Source organism: Shinella sp. BE166 (assembly GCF_051201095.1).
Lineage (GTDB): Bacteria > Pseudomonadota > Alphaproteobacteria > Rhizobiales > Rhizobiaceae > Shinella > Shinella lacus.
Genome location: NZ_JBPEHL010000002.1, coordinates 397,613 through 415,160 on the forward strand (window position 1 = coordinate 397,613; position 17,548 = coordinate 415,160).

At 62.8% G+C, this 17,548-nt stretch carries 15 protein-coding genes; 10 read left to right on the forward strand and 5 right to left on the reverse strand.

Annotated features, from left to right (window positions below; translation table 11 throughout):
• Positions 1-172 precede the first annotated feature (172 nt).
• The 5 genes from mce (at position 173) to J2Y63_RS05915 (ending at position 5,013) form a co-directional block, all read left to right on the forward strand.
• A complete protein-coding gene (gene mce, locus J2Y63_RS05895) occupies positions 173-577 on the forward strand; it encodes a methylmalonyl-CoA epimerase (RefSeq protein ID WP_435265322.1) in 405 nt (134 codons plus the stop codon).
• 78 nt (positions 578-655) lie between these two features.
• Positions 656-925 carry a DUF1467 family protein gene (locus J2Y63_RS05900; RefSeq protein ID WP_256119010.1) on the forward strand — a complete coding sequence of 90 codons (270 nt, stop codon included), beginning with the start codon at positions 656-658 and terminating at the stop codon, positions 923-925.
• Positions 926-1,642: 717 nt separating this feature from the next.
• The gene (gene proS / locus J2Y63_RS05905) at positions 1,643-2,971 is read left to right on the forward strand and encodes a proline--tRNA ligase (RefSeq protein ID WP_435265323.1); all 1,329 of its coding nucleotides are present in this window, start codon (positions 1,643-1,645) and stop codon (positions 2,969-2,971) included.
• A 35-nt stretch (positions 2,972-3,006) separates the two neighbouring features.
• Positions 3,007-4,314 (forward strand): lipoprotein-releasing ABC transporter permease subunit, encoded by a 1,308-nt coding sequence (locus J2Y63_RS05910; RefSeq protein WP_435265324.1) that lies wholly within the window; start codon positions 3,007-3,009, stop codon positions 4,312-4,314.
• A 12-nt stretch (positions 4,315-4,326) separates the two neighbouring features.
• Complete coding sequence (locus tag J2Y63_RS05915) at positions 4,327-5,013, forward strand: ABC transporter ATP-binding protein (protein WP_256119014.1); 687 nt, start codon at positions 4,327-4,329, stop codon at positions 5,011-5,013.
• 21 nt (positions 5,014-5,034) lie between these two features.
• On the opposite strand, the gene J2Y63_RS05920 is transcribed toward J2Y63_RS05915, so the two are convergent.
• Complete coding sequence (locus tag J2Y63_RS05920) at positions 5,035-5,613, reverse strand: hypothetical protein (RefSeq protein ID WP_256119015.1); 579 nt, start codon at positions 5,611-5,613, stop codon at positions 5,035-5,037.
• 362 nt (positions 5,614-5,975) lie between these two features.
• On the opposite strand from J2Y63_RS05920, the gene dnaE reads away from it, so the two are divergent.
• Positions 5,976-9,470: a DNA polymerase III subunit alpha gene (dnaE, locus tag J2Y63_RS05925; RefSeq protein ID WP_435265325.1), complete on the forward strand. Its 3,495-nt coding sequence runs from the start codon at positions 5,976-5,978 to the stop codon at positions 9,468-9,470.
• Here dnaE and J2Y63_RS05930 read toward each other — a convergent pair whose 3' ends face one another.
• On the reverse strand, positions 9,471-9,869 hold the full coding sequence (locus tag J2Y63_RS05930; protein ID WP_435265326.1) for a RidA family protein: 399 nt from the start codon (positions 9,867-9,869) through the stop codon (positions 9,471-9,473).
• Positions 9,870-10,042: 173 nt separating this feature from the next.
• Here J2Y63_RS05930 and J2Y63_RS05935 point away from each other — a divergent pair, with 173 nt between their 5' ends.
• Entirely contained in the window at positions 10,043-10,615 is a 573-nt protein-coding gene (locus tag J2Y63_RS05935) for a TetR/AcrR family transcriptional regulator (RefSeq protein WP_435265518.1), read from the forward strand.
• Between the two features lie 87 nt (positions 10,616-10,702).
• Entirely contained in the window at positions 10,703-11,683 is a 981-nt protein-coding gene (locus tag J2Y63_RS05940) for a tetratricopeptide repeat protein (protein WP_435265327.1), read from the forward strand.
• Positions 11,684-11,740: 57 nt separating this feature from the next.
• On the opposite strand, the gene J2Y63_RS05945 is transcribed toward J2Y63_RS05940, so the two are convergent.
• The 3 genes from J2Y63_RS05945 to J2Y63_RS05955 all read right to left on the reverse strand — a co-directional run bounded on the left by J2Y63_RS05945 (position 11,741) and on the right by J2Y63_RS05955 (position 14,956).
• Entirely contained in the window at positions 11,741-13,054 is a 1,314-nt protein-coding gene (locus tag J2Y63_RS05945; protein WP_435265328.1) for a L,D-transpeptidase family protein, read from the reverse strand.
• 130 nt (positions 13,055-13,184) lie between these two features.
• Positions 13,185-14,531 carry a DNA polymerase IV gene (locus J2Y63_RS05950; RefSeq protein WP_435265329.1) on the reverse strand — a complete coding sequence of 449 codons (1,347 nt, stop codon included), beginning with the start codon at positions 14,529-14,531 and terminating at the stop codon, positions 13,185-13,187.
• Positions 14,532-14,656: 125 nt separating this feature from the next.
• Positions 14,657-14,956, reverse strand: coding sequence for a DUF3572 domain-containing protein (locus J2Y63_RS05955; protein ID WP_435265330.1), 300 nt, complete (start codon positions 14,954-14,956; stop codon positions 14,657-14,659).
• Positions 14,957-15,097: 141 nt separating this feature from the next.
• Between J2Y63_RS05955 and J2Y63_RS05960 the strand changes: the two genes are divergently transcribed.
• Positions 15,098-15,469, forward strand: coding sequence for a response regulator (locus tag J2Y63_RS05960; protein WP_010065708.1), 372 nt, complete (start codon positions 15,098-15,100; stop codon positions 15,467-15,469).
• 16 nt (positions 15,470-15,485) lie between these two features.
• Positions 15,486-16,853 (forward strand): PleD family two-component system response regulator, encoded by a 1,368-nt coding sequence (locus tag J2Y63_RS05965; RefSeq protein WP_435265331.1) that lies wholly within the window; start codon positions 15,486-15,488, stop codon positions 16,851-16,853.
• Positions 16,854-17,548: the final 695 nt, after the last annotated feature.

Below are 17,548 nucleotides of genomic sequence, written 5' to 3' on the forward strand. Positions count from 1 at the left end.
GGGGGGACGATGGTGCGGCATCGAAAACGGCTGGCGGTGGATGGGATTTACCCCCCTCTGCCCTGCCGGGCATCTCCCCCTCAAGGGGGGAGATCGGCGGGCCGCAACGTCGCCGGTTCACTCTTCGGCCCCGTATGATTGTCTTGCTGCTTGTACGGATGAAGAGGTCCCCATGCTCGGCAAAGTCAGCCACATCGCCATCGCCGTGCCGGACATGGCGGCCGCCGTGGCGACCTACCGCGATACGCTCGGCGCAAACGTCTCCCCGCCACAAGCGCTGCCCGAGCATGGCGTGACGGTTGTCTTCGTCGAGCTGCCGAACACCAAGGTGGAACTGCTGGAGCCGCTCGGCGAGGCATCGCCGATCAGCGCCTTCCTCGAAAAATACCCCGCCGGCGGCATGCACCATATCTGCTATGAAGTGGATGATATCCTCGCCGCCCGCGACCGGTTGGTGGCGCGCGGTTCGCGTGTGCTGGGCGACGGCAATCCGAAGATCGGCGCCCATGGCAAGCCGGTGCTCTTCCTGCATCCCAAGGATTTCTTCGGCACCTTGGTCGAGCTGGAAGAGGTGTGACAGCACGCCGCCCTCACGCCGTTTGAACTTCACCTGCGACCGGCGTAAAAGACCGGCTGTCGCACGAGGGTCTCATCCATGCAGTGGTTTTCCTACTTCGCCGTCTATTTCATCGTCTGGTGGATGACGCTCTTTGCCGTGCTGCCCTTCGGGCTGAAGACGCAGGCCGAAGCCGAGGAGGTGGTGCCCGGCACGGTGGAAAGCGCGCCGGCGCGCTTTCGGGGCGGCCGCGTGATGCTGATCACGACGATCGTTTCCGCCGTGGTCTACGGCTGTTGGTACGTCCTGTCGGTGCGGCTCGGCTACGGCATCGACTCCATCCCGCAATTCATGCCGGATTTTAAATAGGCGCCCGCCACAAAGGTTAACGGTGTCACAACGGCCGGAAGCATGATTTTCCAGCCCCTCCGGGGACCGCTGGAAAAGTCTTTCTTTGCCCCCTGTCATAATGACCGGCAAAAACCCCGAAAAAACGGCGCATAAGCACCCCGCGAGGCGCGCCGCGGCGCGGCTGTCTTTACCCAGCGTGAGGCGGAGTGTCGCAGGAGCGGGGAGGTGTGCGGCTTTGACGCATGAACCCGGCGGGCGGGCTTATCAAGGGAGGGGCCGGCTTGGCAAAAGGCAAAAAAAAACAAGGCTGAAAGCCTTGTTTTACAGGTATCGCGTGATCTTTATCCGTTGTGCGGTGGCAGCGTCTACGCGCGCCAAAGATCTGATCCTCCCAAGACTTGACCGCGAAATGGCAAGAATTTGTACTTCTTGCCTGTTTTGTGGCCTGAAACTAGCCCAAAGCTTAGGCGTTGTCATCCGCTTTTTTTGCATTTTTGCTACACTGGAATAAAATTTTTCCATTGACAACCTGCACGCAATTTCTGTTATTGACGCCCCCATTTTTCCGCCACATTTGTCGCATCCGTCGGTGACGGTGGACAGTGCGCTGACTCGATGCACGGGCTGGGCCTGCCGGGTTCCCTTCCTCCGGCGAAGCGTTTATGAACGCATCAAAATCAACGTCATTTTGCCCGATTCCCCGAATAGGGCGGATCAGTCAGTCCGGAACCCGATATGCGCCTTTCCCGCTTCTTCCTGCCCATCCTCAAGGAAAACCCCAAGGAGGCCGAGATCGTCTCGCACCGGCTGATGCTGCGTGCGGGCATGGTCAAGCAACAGTCCCAGGGCATCTATACCTGGCTGCCGCTGGGCAAGCGCGTCCTCGACAAGGTCAACGCCATCATCCGCGAGGAGCAGAACCGCGCCGGCGCCGTCGAGCTTTTGATGCCGACGCTGCAGTCGGCCGAACTCTGGCAGGAAAGCGGCCGCTACGACGCCTATGGCAAGGAGATGCTGCGCATCAAGGACCGCCAGGAGCGTCCGATGCTCTACGGCCCGACGAACGAGGAGATGATCACGGACGTCTTCCGTTCGTATGTGAAGTCCTACAAGGACCTGCCGCTCAACCTCTACCATATCCAGCTGAAGTTCCGCGACGAGATCCGTCCGCGCTTCGGCACCATGCGCTCGCGCGAGTTTCTGATGAAGGACGCCTATTCCTTCGACCTCAACCGTGAAGGCGCGGTGCACGCCTATAACCGCATGTTCGCGGCCTATCTGCGCACCTTCTCGCGCATGGGCCTGCGCGCCATTCCGATGCGTGCCGATACCGGCCCGATCGGCGGCGATCTCAGCCACGAATTCATCATTCTCGCCGATACCGGCGAATCGGAAGTCTTCTGCCACAAGGACTTCCTGAACTTCGACGTCCCGGCCGAAGACACCAACTTCGAGGACGTCGCAGGCCTGAAGGCAATCTTCGACAAGTGGACCTCGCGCTACGCCGCGACCTCCGAAATGCATGACGCCGCCGCCTTCGAGGCGGTTGCGGAAGGCGAGCGCCTGTCCGCTCGCGGCATCGAAGTCGGCCACATCTTCTATTTCGGCACGAAATATTCCGAAGCCATGGGCGCCAAGGTACAGGGCCCGGACGGCAAGGAGCACATCGTGCACATGGGCTCCTACGGCATCGGCCCGACGCGCCTCGTGCCGGCGATCATCGAAGCGTCCCATGACGAGAACGGCATCATCTGGCCGAAGGCCGTCGCCCCCTTCGAGGCGATCGTCATCAACATGAAGTCCGGCGACGACGCCTGCGATGCGGCCTGCGAAAAGATCTACGCCGAACTGCTGAAGGCCGGCATCGACGTGCTCTATGACGACAAGGACGAGCGGGCGGGCGCCAAGTTCGCAACGGCCGACCTCATCGGCGCGCCGGTGCAGGTCATTGCCGGCCCGCGCGGCGTCGCCAACGGCGAAGTCGAGATCAAGGACCGCAAGACCGGTGCGCGCGAGACGCTGACCATCGAGGCGGCGATCAACCGCCTGACGTCCGGTAACTGATGCGGCGTGCCGGCGCCGGGGCAACGGGAGGGACCATGGCTGACGCAGCGAGCGGTGCATCTGCAACCGGGGCTCAAGCCTACAAGAAAAACCGCCCGTTCTCCGCTTTCGAGCGGATGGTCGCCTGGCGCTACCTGCGCTCCCGGCGCAAGGAAGCCTTCATATCGGTCATCGCCGGCTTCTCCTTCATAGGCATCATGCTGGGCGTCGCCACGCTCATCATCGTCATGGCCGTCATGAACGGCTTTCGCACGGAGCTGATCTCGCGCATCCTCGGCATCAACGGCCACATGATCATCCAGCCGATCGATACGCCGCTGAACGACTATGCCGCACTCGCCGAGCGCCTTTCCGCCGTCGCGGGCGTCACCATGGCGATCCCGCTCGTCGAGGGCCAGACGCTGGCCTCCGGTACCGCCGGGGCGGGCACGGGCGCGCTAGTGCGCGGCATCCGTGCCGATGATCTCGCGAAGATGAAGGCCGTCTCGGACAATTTCAAGGAAGGCGACCTCGTCGGCTTCGCCTCCGGCAGCGGCGTGGCGATCGGCTCGCGCATGGCCGAACAACTCGGCTTGAGCGCCGGCGGCCAGATCACGCTCGTTGCGCCCGAAGGCGACGTGACGCCGCTCGGCGTCAATCCGCGCGTCAAGACCTACACCGTCTCGGCGATCTTCGAGATCGGCATGTCGGAATACGACGCCTCGATCATCTACATGCCGCTTGAAGAAGCGCAGCTCTACTTCAACGCTGAAGGCATCGTGCAGTCGATCGAGCTTTTCGTCACCAATCCCGATGCGGTCGACGAGTTGCGCCAGCCGATCGAGGCGGCGGCCGGGCGGCAGATCTACATAACGGACTGGCGCCAGCGCAACCGCACCTTCTTCTCAGCGCTTCAGGTCGAGCGCAACGTCATGTTCATGATCCTGACGCTGATCGTGCTCGTCGCCGCGCTCAACATCATCTCCGGCCTCATCATGCTGGTGAAGGACAAGGGCAGCGACATCGCGATCCTGCGCACCATGGGCGCCACGTCCGGTGCCATCATGCGCATCTTCTTCATGACGGGGGCGGCGATCGGCACGGTCGGCACCTTTGCCGGCGTCGCGCTCGGCGTCGTCGTCTGTTTGAACGTCGAATCGATCCGCCAGTTCTTCTCGTGGATTTCAGGCACGACGCTGTTCAACCCGGAACTCTACTTCCTGAGCCAGCTGCCGGCCGACATGAATGCCGGCGAGACGGTCACGGTCATCGTCATGGCGCTGGCGCTCTCGTTCCTTGCGACCATCTTCCCCGCCTGGCGCGCCTCCAAGCTCGATCCCGTCCAGGCCCTGCGGTACGAATAGGAACAGAACGCCATGAACGCGCGCAACGCACTGGAACTCAGGGGCATCGAACGGCACTACGGCCAGGGCGAGACCCTGCTGACGATCCTGAAAGGCGCCGATTTCACGCTGAAGAGCGGCGAGACCGTCGCGCTCGTGGCACCCTCCGGCACCGGCAAGTCGACCCTCTTGCACATTGCGGGCCTGCTCGAAAAGCCGGATGTCGGCGAGGTTTTCGTCAACGGTCATTCCTGCGCCGAGCTTGCCGATGAGGAGCGCACGACGATCCGCCGCAACGAGATCGGCTTCGTCTACCAGTTCCACCATCTGCTGCCGGAATTCAGCGCGCTGGAAAACATCATGATGCCGCAGCTCATCGGCGGCCTCACCAAGGCGGAGGCGCGCGAACGCGCCGCCCAGCTGCTCGACTATATGCGCATCGGCCATCGCGCCGAGCACCGCCCGTCGGAACTCTCCGGCGGCGAGCAGCAGCGCGTCGCCATCGCGCGTGCCGTCGCCAATGCGCCGCTTCTGCTGCTGGCCGACGAGCCGACCGGCAACCTCGACCCGGAAACCGCCGGCTACGTCTTCGAGGCGCTGGAAGCGCTCGCCCGCCAGTCGGGCCTTGCGGCGCTCATCGCCACGCACAACCACGAGCTCGCCGGCCTGATGGATCGCCGCGTGACGATCGAGGACGGCCTCGTGCGCGAGCTCGCCTGATTTAGCCCTCCAGGCCGTTGATTAATTGTCCAGCCCGCAGATCGAGCGGGCGATCTCGTCGTTCCAGTCCTTCAGCAACACGAATTGCGCCTTGCCGGTGATAGGCTGGCCGAGCGCCTTGCCCTTGCCGGTTAGGACGTTGAGGTCGCAATCGCTGACGGCGTCCGTGTCGAGCGTGTCGTAGGACGAATAGGTGTAGCCCGCGACGATGAAATCGAAATTGCGGTGGGCGATCGTCAGCGTCTGGCGCCAACGGTCGCGGCCGATCGAATCGTTTTTCGTGGTGAGCGTGAAGGAGCCATTGGCGAGCGCCGCCAGCTCCGGCTCCTGGCCGAACATGGTAAGGTTGCCCCAGACCGTCCTGGGCAGGGCAAGCGCCAGCGTCAGCCGGTTTTCCTCCGGCTTGGCGACGTAAATGTAGAGCCCGTTGTCGTCTCCGCTGTCGTCGCCCGGCGTTGCCACCAGGGCGAGGTCCGGCGTGCCGTCCTTGTTCCAGTCGCCGCTCGCCATGGCCATGATGCGCTCGGCCGGGAAATCCGCGGCGGCGGCAGGGGCAGCCAGGCTGGCCGAAAGCAGAAGGGCGGCAATCAACGACTTCATCTCTTTTCCTCCATGTGAGCGAGGCGACCATATTGCGCCTTCGAACGCCGGTCCAGAGGGCCTGTGGAAAGCTGTTGACATGAGAACAAGAATAGAACAAAGTGACAACATAAAAGGAAAGGGAGCCACAATGACCGATTTTCTTCGTGATCTTGCTGCATTCACCTCCATGGCCATGTTCGTCGCCACCTTCTCCGTCATCCTCTTCGGAATTTGACGGCCTGCATTTCATTCTTTGAAGCCGATCGCATCTCGCCCACGCGTGCTCGCGCGTGGAAATCGGGTGTAACGGCAATAACCTTCTGGACGAGGCCGGTGCGAATCCGTTTAAGCTTCCTGCCTTGACCGGAAGGAAGATACGCATGGCGGACGAAGCTCGGAAGACGGATGGCGGCACGGTGGCCGAGACGCCGCAATTCGTGCATTTGCGCGTGCATTCGGCCTTTTCGCTGCTCGAGGGCGCCTTGCCGATCAAGAAGATCATCGGCAAGGCGATGTCCGACCAGCAGCCGGCGATCGCCATCACCGACACGAACAACCTGTTCGCCGCGCTGGAATTTTCGCAGAAGGCGATCGGCGACGGCATCCAGCCGCTGATCGGCTGCCAGCTGTCGATCGACATGGAAGACGAGGGCGACGGCGAGCGGCGCGGCGGACAGGCGCAACTCGTGAAGCTGCCGTCGATCGTGCTCCTTGCCGCGACCGATGCCGGTTATGCGCGTCTCGTCGAGATCGTCAGCCGCGCCTATCTCGGCGGCGAAGGCAACCAGTCGATCCGCATCGCCTATAGCTGGCTGGAAGCGGGCATGGACGGGCTGATCGCGCTCACTGGTGCGCATGGCGGCCCGGTCGACATGGCCATCCTCGCCGGCCAGCCGGCGGTGGCGCGCGCGCGTCTTCATGCGCTGAAGCGCGTCTTCGGCGACCGGCTCTATATCGAGCTGCAACGCCACGGGCGCTACGACAAGCAGCACGAGCGCCGCATGGTCGAGCTTGCCTATGCGGAAGACGTGCCGCTGGTCGCCACCAACGAGCCGTTCTTCCCGGCGCCCGATGATTATGATGCGCATGACGCGCTGATGGCGGTGGCGCACAATGCCATGGTCTCGGACGACAACCGTTTCCGCCTGTCGCCCGACCACTATCTGAAGAGCCGCAAGGAGATGGCGAAGCTCTTTGCCGACCTGCCGGAGGCTTTGGAGAACACGGTCGAGATCGCCCGGCGCTGCTCCTTCGTGTTGAAGACATGCAGCCCCATCCTGCCGCGCTTCACGGGTGCGACGGACGATCCGGAGGAGGCGGACCGCGCCGAATCGGCAGAACTGCGCCGCCAGTCCGTGGAGGGCCTTGAAAGCCGCATGGAACTGCTCGGCCTGACGCCGGGTTATACCGAGCAGGATTATCGCGAGCGGCTGGATTTCGAGCTCAGCGTCATCGAGCGCATGAAGTTCCCCGGCTACTTCCTCATCGTTGCCGACTTCATCAAATGGGCCAAGCAGCAGAATATTCCCGTCGGACCTGGCCGCGGCTCGGGTGCTGGTTCGCTCGTCGCCTACGCGCTGACGATCACCGACGTTGATCCGCTGCGCTTCTCGCTGCTCTTCGAACGCTTCCTCAACCCGGAACGTGTCTCGATGCCCGACTTCGACATCGACTTCTGCCAGGACCGCCGCGAAGAGGTGATCCGCTACGTGCAGCAGAAATACGGCCGCGAGCAGGTGGCGCAGATCATCACTTTCGGTTCGCTGCAGGCGCGTGCGGCGCTGCGCGACGTCGGCCGCGTGCTGGAAATGCCCTACGGCCAGGTCGACAAGATCTGCAAGCTCGTGCCCAACAACCCGGCCAACCCGACGCCGCTCTCCAAGGCGATCGAGGAAGAGCCGAAGTTGCAGGAAGAAGCGGAGAAGGAGCCCGTCGTCGCGCGCCTGCTCGATATCGCCCAGAAGATCGAGGGCCTATACCGCCACGCCTCGACGCACGCCGCCGGTATCGTGATCGGCGACCGGCCGCTGTCGCAGCTCGTGCCGATGTACCGCGATCCGCGCTCCGACATGCCGGTCACCCAGTTCAACATGAAATGGGTGGAACAGGCCGGCCTCGTCAAGTTCGACTTCCTCGGCCTGAAGACGCTGACCGTTCTGAAGACAGCGGTCGATTTCATCCGCAAGCTCGATGTCGAGGTGAAGCTCGAAAGTCTGCCGTTGGACGACCAGCCGACCTACGAGATGCTGTCGCGCGGCGAGACGGTCGGCGTGTTCCAGGTGGAAAGTGCCGGCATGCGCAAGGCGCTGATCGGCATGCGGCCCGACTGCATCGAGGATATCATCGCGCTCGTGGCGCTCTACCGCCCGGGTCCGATGGAGAACATCCCGGTCTACAACGCCCGCAAACACGGCGAGGAGGAGATCGAGTCGATCCATCCGATGATCGACCATCTGCTGAAGGAGACGCAGGGCGTCATCGTCTACCAGGAACAGGTGATGCAGATCGCCCAGGTCCTGTCCGGCTATTCGCTCGGCGAAGCCGATCTTCTGCGCCGCGCTATGGGCAAGAAGATCAAGGAGGAGATGGACAAGCAGCGCGCCCGCTTCGTCGACGGCGCCGTGAAGAACGGCGTGTCGAAGCCGCAGTCCGACCTGATCTTCGACCTCTTGGCCAAGTTCGCCAACTACGGCTTCAACAAGTCGCACGCCGCCGCCTACGCCATCGTTTCCTACCAGACGGCCTATCTGAAGGCGCATTACCCGGTCGAGTTTTTGGCCGCGTCGATGACCTACGATATGTCCAACACGGACAAGCTGAACGATTTCCGGCAGGATGCCGGGCGTCTCGCCATCGCGGTCATCCCGCCTTCCGTGCAGACCTCGTTTGCTCATTTCGAGACCGGCGAGAACCGCATCTACTACGCGCTCGCCGCCATCAAGGGCGTGGGCGAGGCGGCCGTGCAGCACATCGTTCAGGTGCGCGGCGACACGCCGTTCAAGAGCCTGGAAGACTTCTGCCTGCGCATCGACCCGAAATTCGTCAACCGCCGCGTCTTCGAAAGCCTGATCGTCGCCGGCGCCTTCGATTGTTTCGGCCATGACCGCGCCGCCATGGTCGCCGGCCTCGACCGCATGCTCGGTTACGCGCAGCGCGCGCAGGAAGACAAGAACAGCGGGCAGGGCGACATTTTCGGCATGGGCGCTGCGACCGGGCCGGAGGTGATCACACTGCCGTCCTACACGCCGTGGCTTGCGTCCGAAAAGCTGCACCGCGAGTTCCAGGTGCTCGGCTTCTTCCTCTCGGCCCACCCGCTCGACACCTATGCGCCGATCCTCTCCAAGATGCGGGTGCAGACCTTCGCCGATTTCGCCATCGCCGTGAAGCGCGGCGCCACCGCCGGCCGCCTTGCCGGCACGGTGACCTCCAAGCAGGAGCGCAAGACCCGTACTGGCAACAAGATGGGCATCGTCGCCTTCTCCGATTCGTCCGGCCAGTTCGAGGCGGTGCTGTTTTCCGAAATGCTCAACCAGTACCGCGACCTGCTGGAGGCCGGCAAATCGCTGGTGATGACCGTGCAGGCGGAGGAACGTCCGGAAGGCATCGGCCTGCGCATCCAGACGCTGCGCTCGCTGGAGGAGGAATCGCTCCAGACCCAGAAGGCGCTGCGCGTCTATGTGCGCGATTCCGGCCCGTTGCGCTCCATCGCCGCCCACTTGAACACCAAGGGCGACGGGCTGGTCTCGTTCATCGTCATCAAGGACAATGGCCAGCGCGAAATCGAGGTCGAGCTCAACGAGCGTTTCCGCATCTCCCCCGAAATCGCTGCTGCCATGCGCTCCGCACCGGGCGTGCTGGATGTGGAGCTGGTCTAGTTACTTCGCCGTCGGGATGCGGGCGATGACCTTGATCTCGAAGTCGAAACCGGCAAGCCAGTTGACGCCGATGGCGGTCCAGTTCGGGTAGGGCTTCGTGTTGAAGACCTCGTGCTTGATGGCCAGGATCGTATCGAACTGCTTTTCGGGATCCGTGTGGAACGACGTCACGTCGACGATGTCGTCGAGCGTGGCGCCCGCCGCCGCCAGCGTGGCCTTGAGGTTTTCGAAGGCGAGGCGCACCTGTTTGGCGAAATCGGGTTCGGGCGTGCCGTCTGCCCGGCTGCCGACCTGTCCGGAAACGAACAGGAGGTCGCCGGATTTGATGGCCGCCGAATATTCGTGTTCGTCATAGAGGGCGTGCCGGCCAGCCGGATAAATTGCTTCGCGTTGGGTCATGTCAGTCTCTCTTCTCTTTGTTGAGGCGGCTGGGCAGAGCAGTGTCGCTTCACAGCCGCTGTAATTTCGTATACGTTGCGTATATGAAATTGGGCGCGCATGGCGCCGATGTCAAGTTCATATACGGGCCGTATATCAAAAATAAGGATGAAATCGTGAATCGGCGCATCGAGATGATGGAGGAAAACCGCGTCAAGCTGATCGGCGCCGCGCGCCGTGCCTTCGGCAAGAAGGGCTATTCCGCCGCCTCCATGGACGAATTGACCGCCGATGTCGGGCTGACGCGGGGCGCGCTCTACAACATTTTCGGCGACAAGCGCGGGCTTCTCGCCGCAGTCGTCCACCAGATCGATTCGGACATGGCAACGCGCGCCAAGGAGATCGGGGAGCGCACGGGAGACGATTGGGGTGGCCTGCTTGCGGAAGGGGCGGCCTATATCGAGATGGCGCTCGACCCCGAGGTACAACGCATCGTCCTGCTCGACGGGCCTGCCGTATTGGGAGACCCTTCGCAATGGCCGAGCCAGAGCGAATGCCTGCAAGTCACGCAGGCGAAAGTGGAAAAGCTCATCGGGGAGGGAATGCTCAAACCCCTGAACGGCGAGGCCGCCGCCCGTCTCCTCAGCAGCATGGCGTTCAACGCTGCGCTTTGGATCGCGGCGAGCGACGAGCCGAAGGCGGTGCTTCCCAAAGCGGTCGAAGCGTTCAAGGCTCTCGCGACGGGCCTTCTCGCCCGGCCGGCCTGACGACGTTTGTGAAATTTTTGTTTACGGGCGTGGAAGCGGCAGGCCCACCCTTGACCTTCGGGGTCAGGGCCACAAATTCCTGACCTGTTGCCGACGAACAGGGAGCCGGGGAAACGGATGCGATTACGAACTGCTGTCTTGTGCTGCCTGTTCGCCGTCGCCGGCCTCCCGTCCATCGCCATGGCCGATCGCACCACCGTCACCATCGAGGCGCTGGGCGCGCCGACCGATGATGCACAGCTGCGCGAACGGGTTGCCTTGATGAGCAGCCGGCTCGACGACGAAGAGGTCCAGTTCAGCGGCACGGAGGCCATGGCCGAACTGAAGGTGCTCCGCAGCTATGTCGGTGAAAAGCGTGAGCTTCTCGATGAGCGGCGGGAAATTCTCTCGATGGTGGGCCGTGTCACGGTACGTTCGGCGCTTCTCGGCTATGAAGACGGCATTGCGGCCCTGGAGGAGCTGGCGACCTTGAGCGAGGGGGACGATCGTCCGCTCGGCCGGCGGCTGATGGACCGCTATGTTCATGCGGAGCTGCTGGGCGCCTATGCGACAATTCCCGGCAACAGCGCCAGCCACGCGCTTTCCGCCGAGCAATATGGCAAGGCCGCGCTGCTTGCTGACGTCTACCCCGGATATAGCGACGACCAGCGCGCCGGCGTGCGGGAGAAGCAGGCCTTCCAATTGCACGAGGCCAAGCGCTACGAGGAAGCGCTGGCACTCAACAAGGATGTGCTGTCGCGCGGCGAGCGGCTTTTCGGCAAGAGCCACCCGAAGCTGAAAACCGTGCTCACCAACCTTGCGCAAAATCTGCATGCCATGGGCCGCAAGCAGGAGGCGGAGCCGTACCTTATCCGTGTCCTGGAGATCGCAGAGGCCGAGGACGACCTCGAAACTATACAGGACATGTTGTTCCAACGCGGCGTGCTCGCCTACGAGCTCGGCCGGATGGACGACGCAAAATCCTTCATGCAAAGCAGGATCGAGCGTCTGCGCGCCGCTGGCGACACGGCGTGGCTGGCGACGGCCGAAGGCGATTATGAGGAACTGTTGCAGCGCCTCGGCGAATGACCGCCCGAAAAGAGCCACCGGTTCCCGGTGGCCCTATGCTGCGCCAGAGGTCGCGGGTTAATTGACGACCGTGACCGACGAGACCTTCTTCTTTTTCTTTTTCTTGCCGCCCTGGACGATCGAGGCGTCCGCCTTCTGCACCTTGCGGGTGACCGTGATGAAATCCGTACCGTCGCCGGTTTCGGGGGCGAGGCCCGTGTCGGAGATCGACAGCGAGGCGCCTTCGCCCATCAGGCCGGAAATGCGGTTGCGCATATCTTCCGGAATGTCGAGGCGGTCGAGGGTTTTCGTCAGCGCATCAGGTGCGGAAGCGTCGGCCTCGGTGGTGATGCCGAGGCGTTTCAGCGTGCCCTGCGGGAGCTGGTTGTCCATGCTCACGCCGTACCATTCCGCCTTGCCCTTGTCGGCATCGACCTCGCGGGCGATGAGGAAATGGGTGCCGAGCGCGATTTCCGGATTGCGGATGGTGATCGGCTCCTCGATCAGCGGCTTGAATTTCTGGCGCACCAGGATCTGGCCGTTCGGCGGCGTGCCCTTGCCCGCCTTGGCGTAGACGGCGGCGACCAGTTCCGGCGAGACCACGCCGTCTTCCGTCAGGCCCTCGGCGAGCTGGAAGGCGCGGATGGCTGTGACCGTCTGCTTGCCGTGCAGGCCGTCGGGAATGCCGGCGTCGTAGCCGAGCGAGGTCAGCAGCCGCTGGAGATCGACCAGCATTTCACGCTCGCCGCGCCGCGTGACGAGAATGCGGATCGGGTCCTGTTCGGTCTTCTGCACGATGGGCGTGACGATCTCCGGCTTCGGATCGGTCATCGCCACCTCGACACTCTTGTCGCCGGCCTCGATGAGCGACGGGCGCAGGCCCGCTTCCGACAGGAGCGGCGTATCCGGCACGACGACGACGGGCTTGAACAGCGCAGCATGCACGATGCGCTGCGGCGCGATCTCGCGGTCGGTGATCAGCACATGGCCGCCACGCCGCGTGACGCTGAACAGCGTCTTGGCAAAATCGTTCGGCAGGCGCACGCAGCCATGCGAGGCGGGGTAGGAGGGCACGCTGTTGGAGGCGTGCAGTGCTATGCCGGACCAGGTCAGTCGCTGCATGAAGGGCATCGGCGCGCTGTCATAGAGGTTGGAGAAGTGCGTGCGCTTCTTTTCCAGGATGGAGAAGATGCCGGTCGGCGTCGAATGGCCGGCCTTGCCGGTGGAGACGCGCGATGTGGCGACGATCACGCCGCCATCATAGATCTTCAGTTCCTGCAGGTCCTTCGACACCATGATCTGGAGGGGACCTTCGAGCGTTCCGCCGAGCGCCGTGGCGCAGCTCAGCATCAGGCCCAATATGCTCATGCCAGTAGCGAGGCGAAACTTCATGTAACCCATCCGTACGCAATACAAACCGAAGGGGAGCTTAGTGCATCCAGTTTAAAGAAGGCTTGATGCAGCTGGCGATCCCCCGATCTGTGCCAACCCGATGCAATGCAGAACGCTGGTTCTTCGGGATTTATTCGGTGGGGGTGTCAGTTTTCCCGGCGGATTTGAAGGTCAACTTTTCGTGAAAGCGTTCGGGGCCGGATTTGCCGAACGTATAGCCGGTTTCAACGCTCGCCTTGCCGAACTTGTCGCGCAACGTGTTCATCGCGGCTTCCGCCGCAGCACGGCGGCTGGCGGCGGGATCGACGAGGTCCGGCGGGTCGGCGCGTCCGGGATCGGCAAGCTCCGTGACGCCGATGCCGATCAGCCGGTACTTCGTGCCGTCCACCTCCTTGCGCAGCAAGTCGAGCCCCGTGCGGAAAATCCGGTCGGCGAGCATGGTCGGGTCTTCGAGTTTGCGGTTGCGCGTGCGGCCCTTGAAGTCGGCGGTCTTCAATTTGAGCACGACCGTATAGCCGGCAATGCCGGATTTCCGAAGCCGCGAGGCGACCTTCTCGCTCAGGCGGCGCAGATGCGTGACCAGCTCGTCATAACCCGCAATATCGTCGAAGAAGGTGGTTTCGGCCGAAACGCTCTTGGCAGCGTCGTTCGGATGAACCTCGCGGTCGTCCTGTCCGCGCGAAAGGTTGAAGAGGCGCTTGCCCATGACGCCATAGCGGCGCATCAGGTCGGTTTCCTCCATGGTCTGAAGCTGGCCGACGGTGCGGATGCCATCGCGCTCCAGCGTCTCGGCAAAGGCCTTGCCGACGCCCCAGATCAGGCGCACGGATTTGTCCCGCAGGAAGTCGAGCGCCTCCGCTTCGCCGATGACGGAAAAGCCGCGCGGCTTGCGCATGTCCGAGGCGACCTTGGCGAGGAACTTGCAGTAGGAGAGGCCGATCGAGATGGTGATGCCGATCTCCTTCTCGACGCGCTCCGCAAAGCGCGCAAGCACCCGGGCTGGCGGATCGTGGTGCAGGCGCTCCGTGCCGCGCAATTCCAGGAAGGCCTCGTCGATGGAGAGCGGCTGGACGAGCGGCGTCAGCTCCTGCATCATGGTGCGCACCTCGCGGCCGACCCGCACATATTTCTCCATGTTCGGGCTGATGACGACGGCGTTCGGGCAGGCTTCCAGCGCCTTGAACATCGGCATGGCCGAGCGCACGCCGTGGATGCGCGCGACGTAGCAGGCCGTGGAGACCACGCCGCGTTTGCCGCCGCCGATGATCACCGGCTTGTCGGCAAGCTCCGGATTGTCGCGTTTCTCGATCGAGGCATAGAAGGCGTCGCAGTCGATATGGGCGAGCGTCAGGTCGTAAAGTTCGTCATGATAGACGAGACGGGGGCTGCCGCAGGCGCGGCAACGACGCAGATCGGCCGGCTGCCCGGAAAGGCAGTCACGACAGAAGCCCGGAAAAAGCTGTGTGGCGGTGCTCATGAATGGAACAAATATTGAACATCGCGACATTAATGCTTAAGTTAAAGAGTCTCAAGAGGAACCGGGGCTGAAAGCATGACGACGCACAGGCTGGACGCGCGGTGTCGCACACCCGGTTTATTCCCTCAGAAATCGGTGTCGCCATATGGTCCAGAGAGGATCGCGTGGGCGCGCACGACCGTCTCCGGCGTGATGCCCGTCGCCGCGCTGAAGTCGAGCAGCGTCGGCTCGTGTCCCATCAGGAAGTCGACGAGGCCGGCGAGAAAGCCGGGATCGTTGATGGCGTTGCGCACTTCCGCGGGCGCGACGCCGGTCAGCGCGAGGAAACGCGAGAGCAATTCCGGCTCGCCGGCGATCCAGCCGAGGATGGCGACAGCGGTTGCTTCCGCCTCCGCCGTCGCGGGTGTATCTTTTTGGCTTTTCATCGTTTTCCCTCGGGAAATTTACCTTTTAATCAACCAAGTGCCGCTAACGTGGCTGCGGTCAGGCTGGGTGATTTCGGCTTTGCCGCAACTTATCGATCTTCCGGAGGGTTGCAAGGCCGGTGAGAGGAACAGGGACGCACAATGCCCAAGCAAGTGATGATTGTCGAGGACAACGAGCTGAACATGAAGCTCTTCCGGGACCTCATCGAGGCGTCCGGCTACACCACCATCCAGACCAGGAATGGCATGGAAGCCCTTGATCTCGCGCGCAAATATCGCCCGGACCTGATCCTGATGGACATCCAGCTTCCGGAGGTTTCGGGCCTCGAAGTCACCAAGTGGCTGAAGGAGGACGACGAGCTCCATGTCATCCCCGTGATCGCCGTCACCGCCTTTGCGATGAAGGGCGACGAGGAGCGCATCCGGCAGGGTGGCTGCGAGGCTTACGTCTCGAAACCCATCTCCGTTCCGAAATTCATCGAAACCATCAAGACCTATCTCGGCGACGCATGAGGTAGAGACCAGGGCCATGACAGCACGCATCCTCGTCGTCGACGACATTCCGGCCAACGTGAAGCTGCTCGAAGCGCGGCTTCTCGCGGAATATTTCGACGTGCTGACGGCCGACAATGGTTACGAAGCGCTGTCGATCTGCGAGCGGACCCAGGTCGATCTCATCCTGCTCGACATCATGATGCCCGGCATCGACGGTTTCGAGGTCTGCGAGCGGCTGAAGGCCAATCCGCGCACGTCGCATATCCCGGTCGTCATGGTGACGGCGCTCGACCAGCCGTCGGACCGCGTGCGCGGCCTGAAGGCCGGCGCCGACGATTTCCTGACCAAGCCGGTCAACGACCTCCAGCTCATGTCGCGGGTGAAGAGCCTGGTGCGGCTGAAGACGCTGACGGACGAGCTGCGCATGCGCGCGGCGACCGCCCGCGCCATCTCCATGGAGGAGGGGCTGGACAACGTCATGGGCGACGAGGCGGGCGACGTGCTGCTCGTCGATAGCCGCGCGAGCTCGCAGGAGCGAATTTCGCGTGCGCTGAAACCGATCGCCGACGTCACCTGCACGTCCGATCCCCAGGCGGCCCTCTTCCAGGCGGCCGAGAGCAACTACGAGCTGGTGATCGTCAACGCCAATTTCGACGACTACGATCCGCTGCGCCTGTGCTCGCAGCTGCGCTCGCTGGAACGCACGCGCTTCCTGCCGCTCCTGCTGATCGCCGAGCAGGGCCATGACGACCTGATCGTGCGCGCGCTCGATCTCGGCGTGACGGATTACCTGATGCGGCCGATCGACCCGAACGAGCTGATCGCCCGCAGCCTCACCCAGATCCGCCGCAAGCGCTGCAATGATCGTCTGCGCGCAAGCGTCCGCCAGACGATCGAGCTGGCCGTGACGGACGGCCTCACAGGCCTGCACAACCGCCGCTACCTCGACAACCACATGAAGCTGCTGATCGACCGCGCCATGGCGCGTGGCCGCCCGCTTTCGGTCTGCATCACCGATATCGACCGCTTCAAGCTCGTCAACGATACCTATGGCCACGATGCCGGCGACGCGGTGCTGCGCGAATTCGCCAACCGCGTGCGCTCCGCGGTGCGCGGCGCCGATCTTGCATGCCGCTACGGCGGTGAGGAGTTCGTTCTGGTGATGCCCGATACGTCGGCCGAGATGGCGGCGGGCGTGGCGGAGCGCCTTCGCACGATCGTTGAGCGCGAGCCCTTCCGCATTCCCGGCACCGATGTCTTCCTGCCGATCACCGCCTCGCTCGGCCTTGCCTCCGCGCTGCCTTCGGGCGACAGCCCGGAAACATTGCTGAAGCGCGCCGACACCGCGCTCTACGAGGCAAAACGTTCCGGACGGAACCGCGTGGTGGCCGCAGCTGCCTGATTCGGGTGGTTTGCCGGCGCCTGCCTATTGGTTGTCCACAGGCCAGTTTGCACTCTGAGCGCTTGCTCTAAATTTCAGGCAGTTCCCCCAACGTATTAGCCGCAGCAGAAATACGGATTTCCGATCTTTGTGGATCACGCTCGCGGGGAATTAGCTTAAAATCCCAATACTGGCTTTTGATCAGTGTTATCAACGGGTTGCGCTTTCTGCAATCTGACCGTGTGGCTCGGCGGTATTTTGTCTGGGTTGAGTGTGCTTCACGCTCTGGTTGACGTAACGTGGACCCACCGTTGTTGTGATCCATAACGTAACTGGAACCCAATGAGACAAGCGTCGGCGCCGCGGTTAACTATGAGACAAGGAGCGGCGAGGGGAGCGTTAAGAATTCGTTGATTTTTTTTCTTTTTCGCGCGATGTTCAACTCATGGGCGGCAAACAAGCCCGCACAACCGGTTACCCCATGATGCTAGGTCCGCCGCATCTCCTGGGTCGTGGGGTCGGTCGGCTGGTTACGACACAAACGGAATCCTCGTGCCGTCGTCGTATCTGGCCGACCCCCGTTCAGCGCCGCTCCCGTCAAGGGAGCGGCGTTTTTGATTCGCGAATCTCCAACTAGCTTGCAGCGACCCGGCCCAAAAGGAAAGGCGCCGGACGTTTCCGCCCAGCGCCTTTGTGAACCAAAAGGGTCGCCAAGA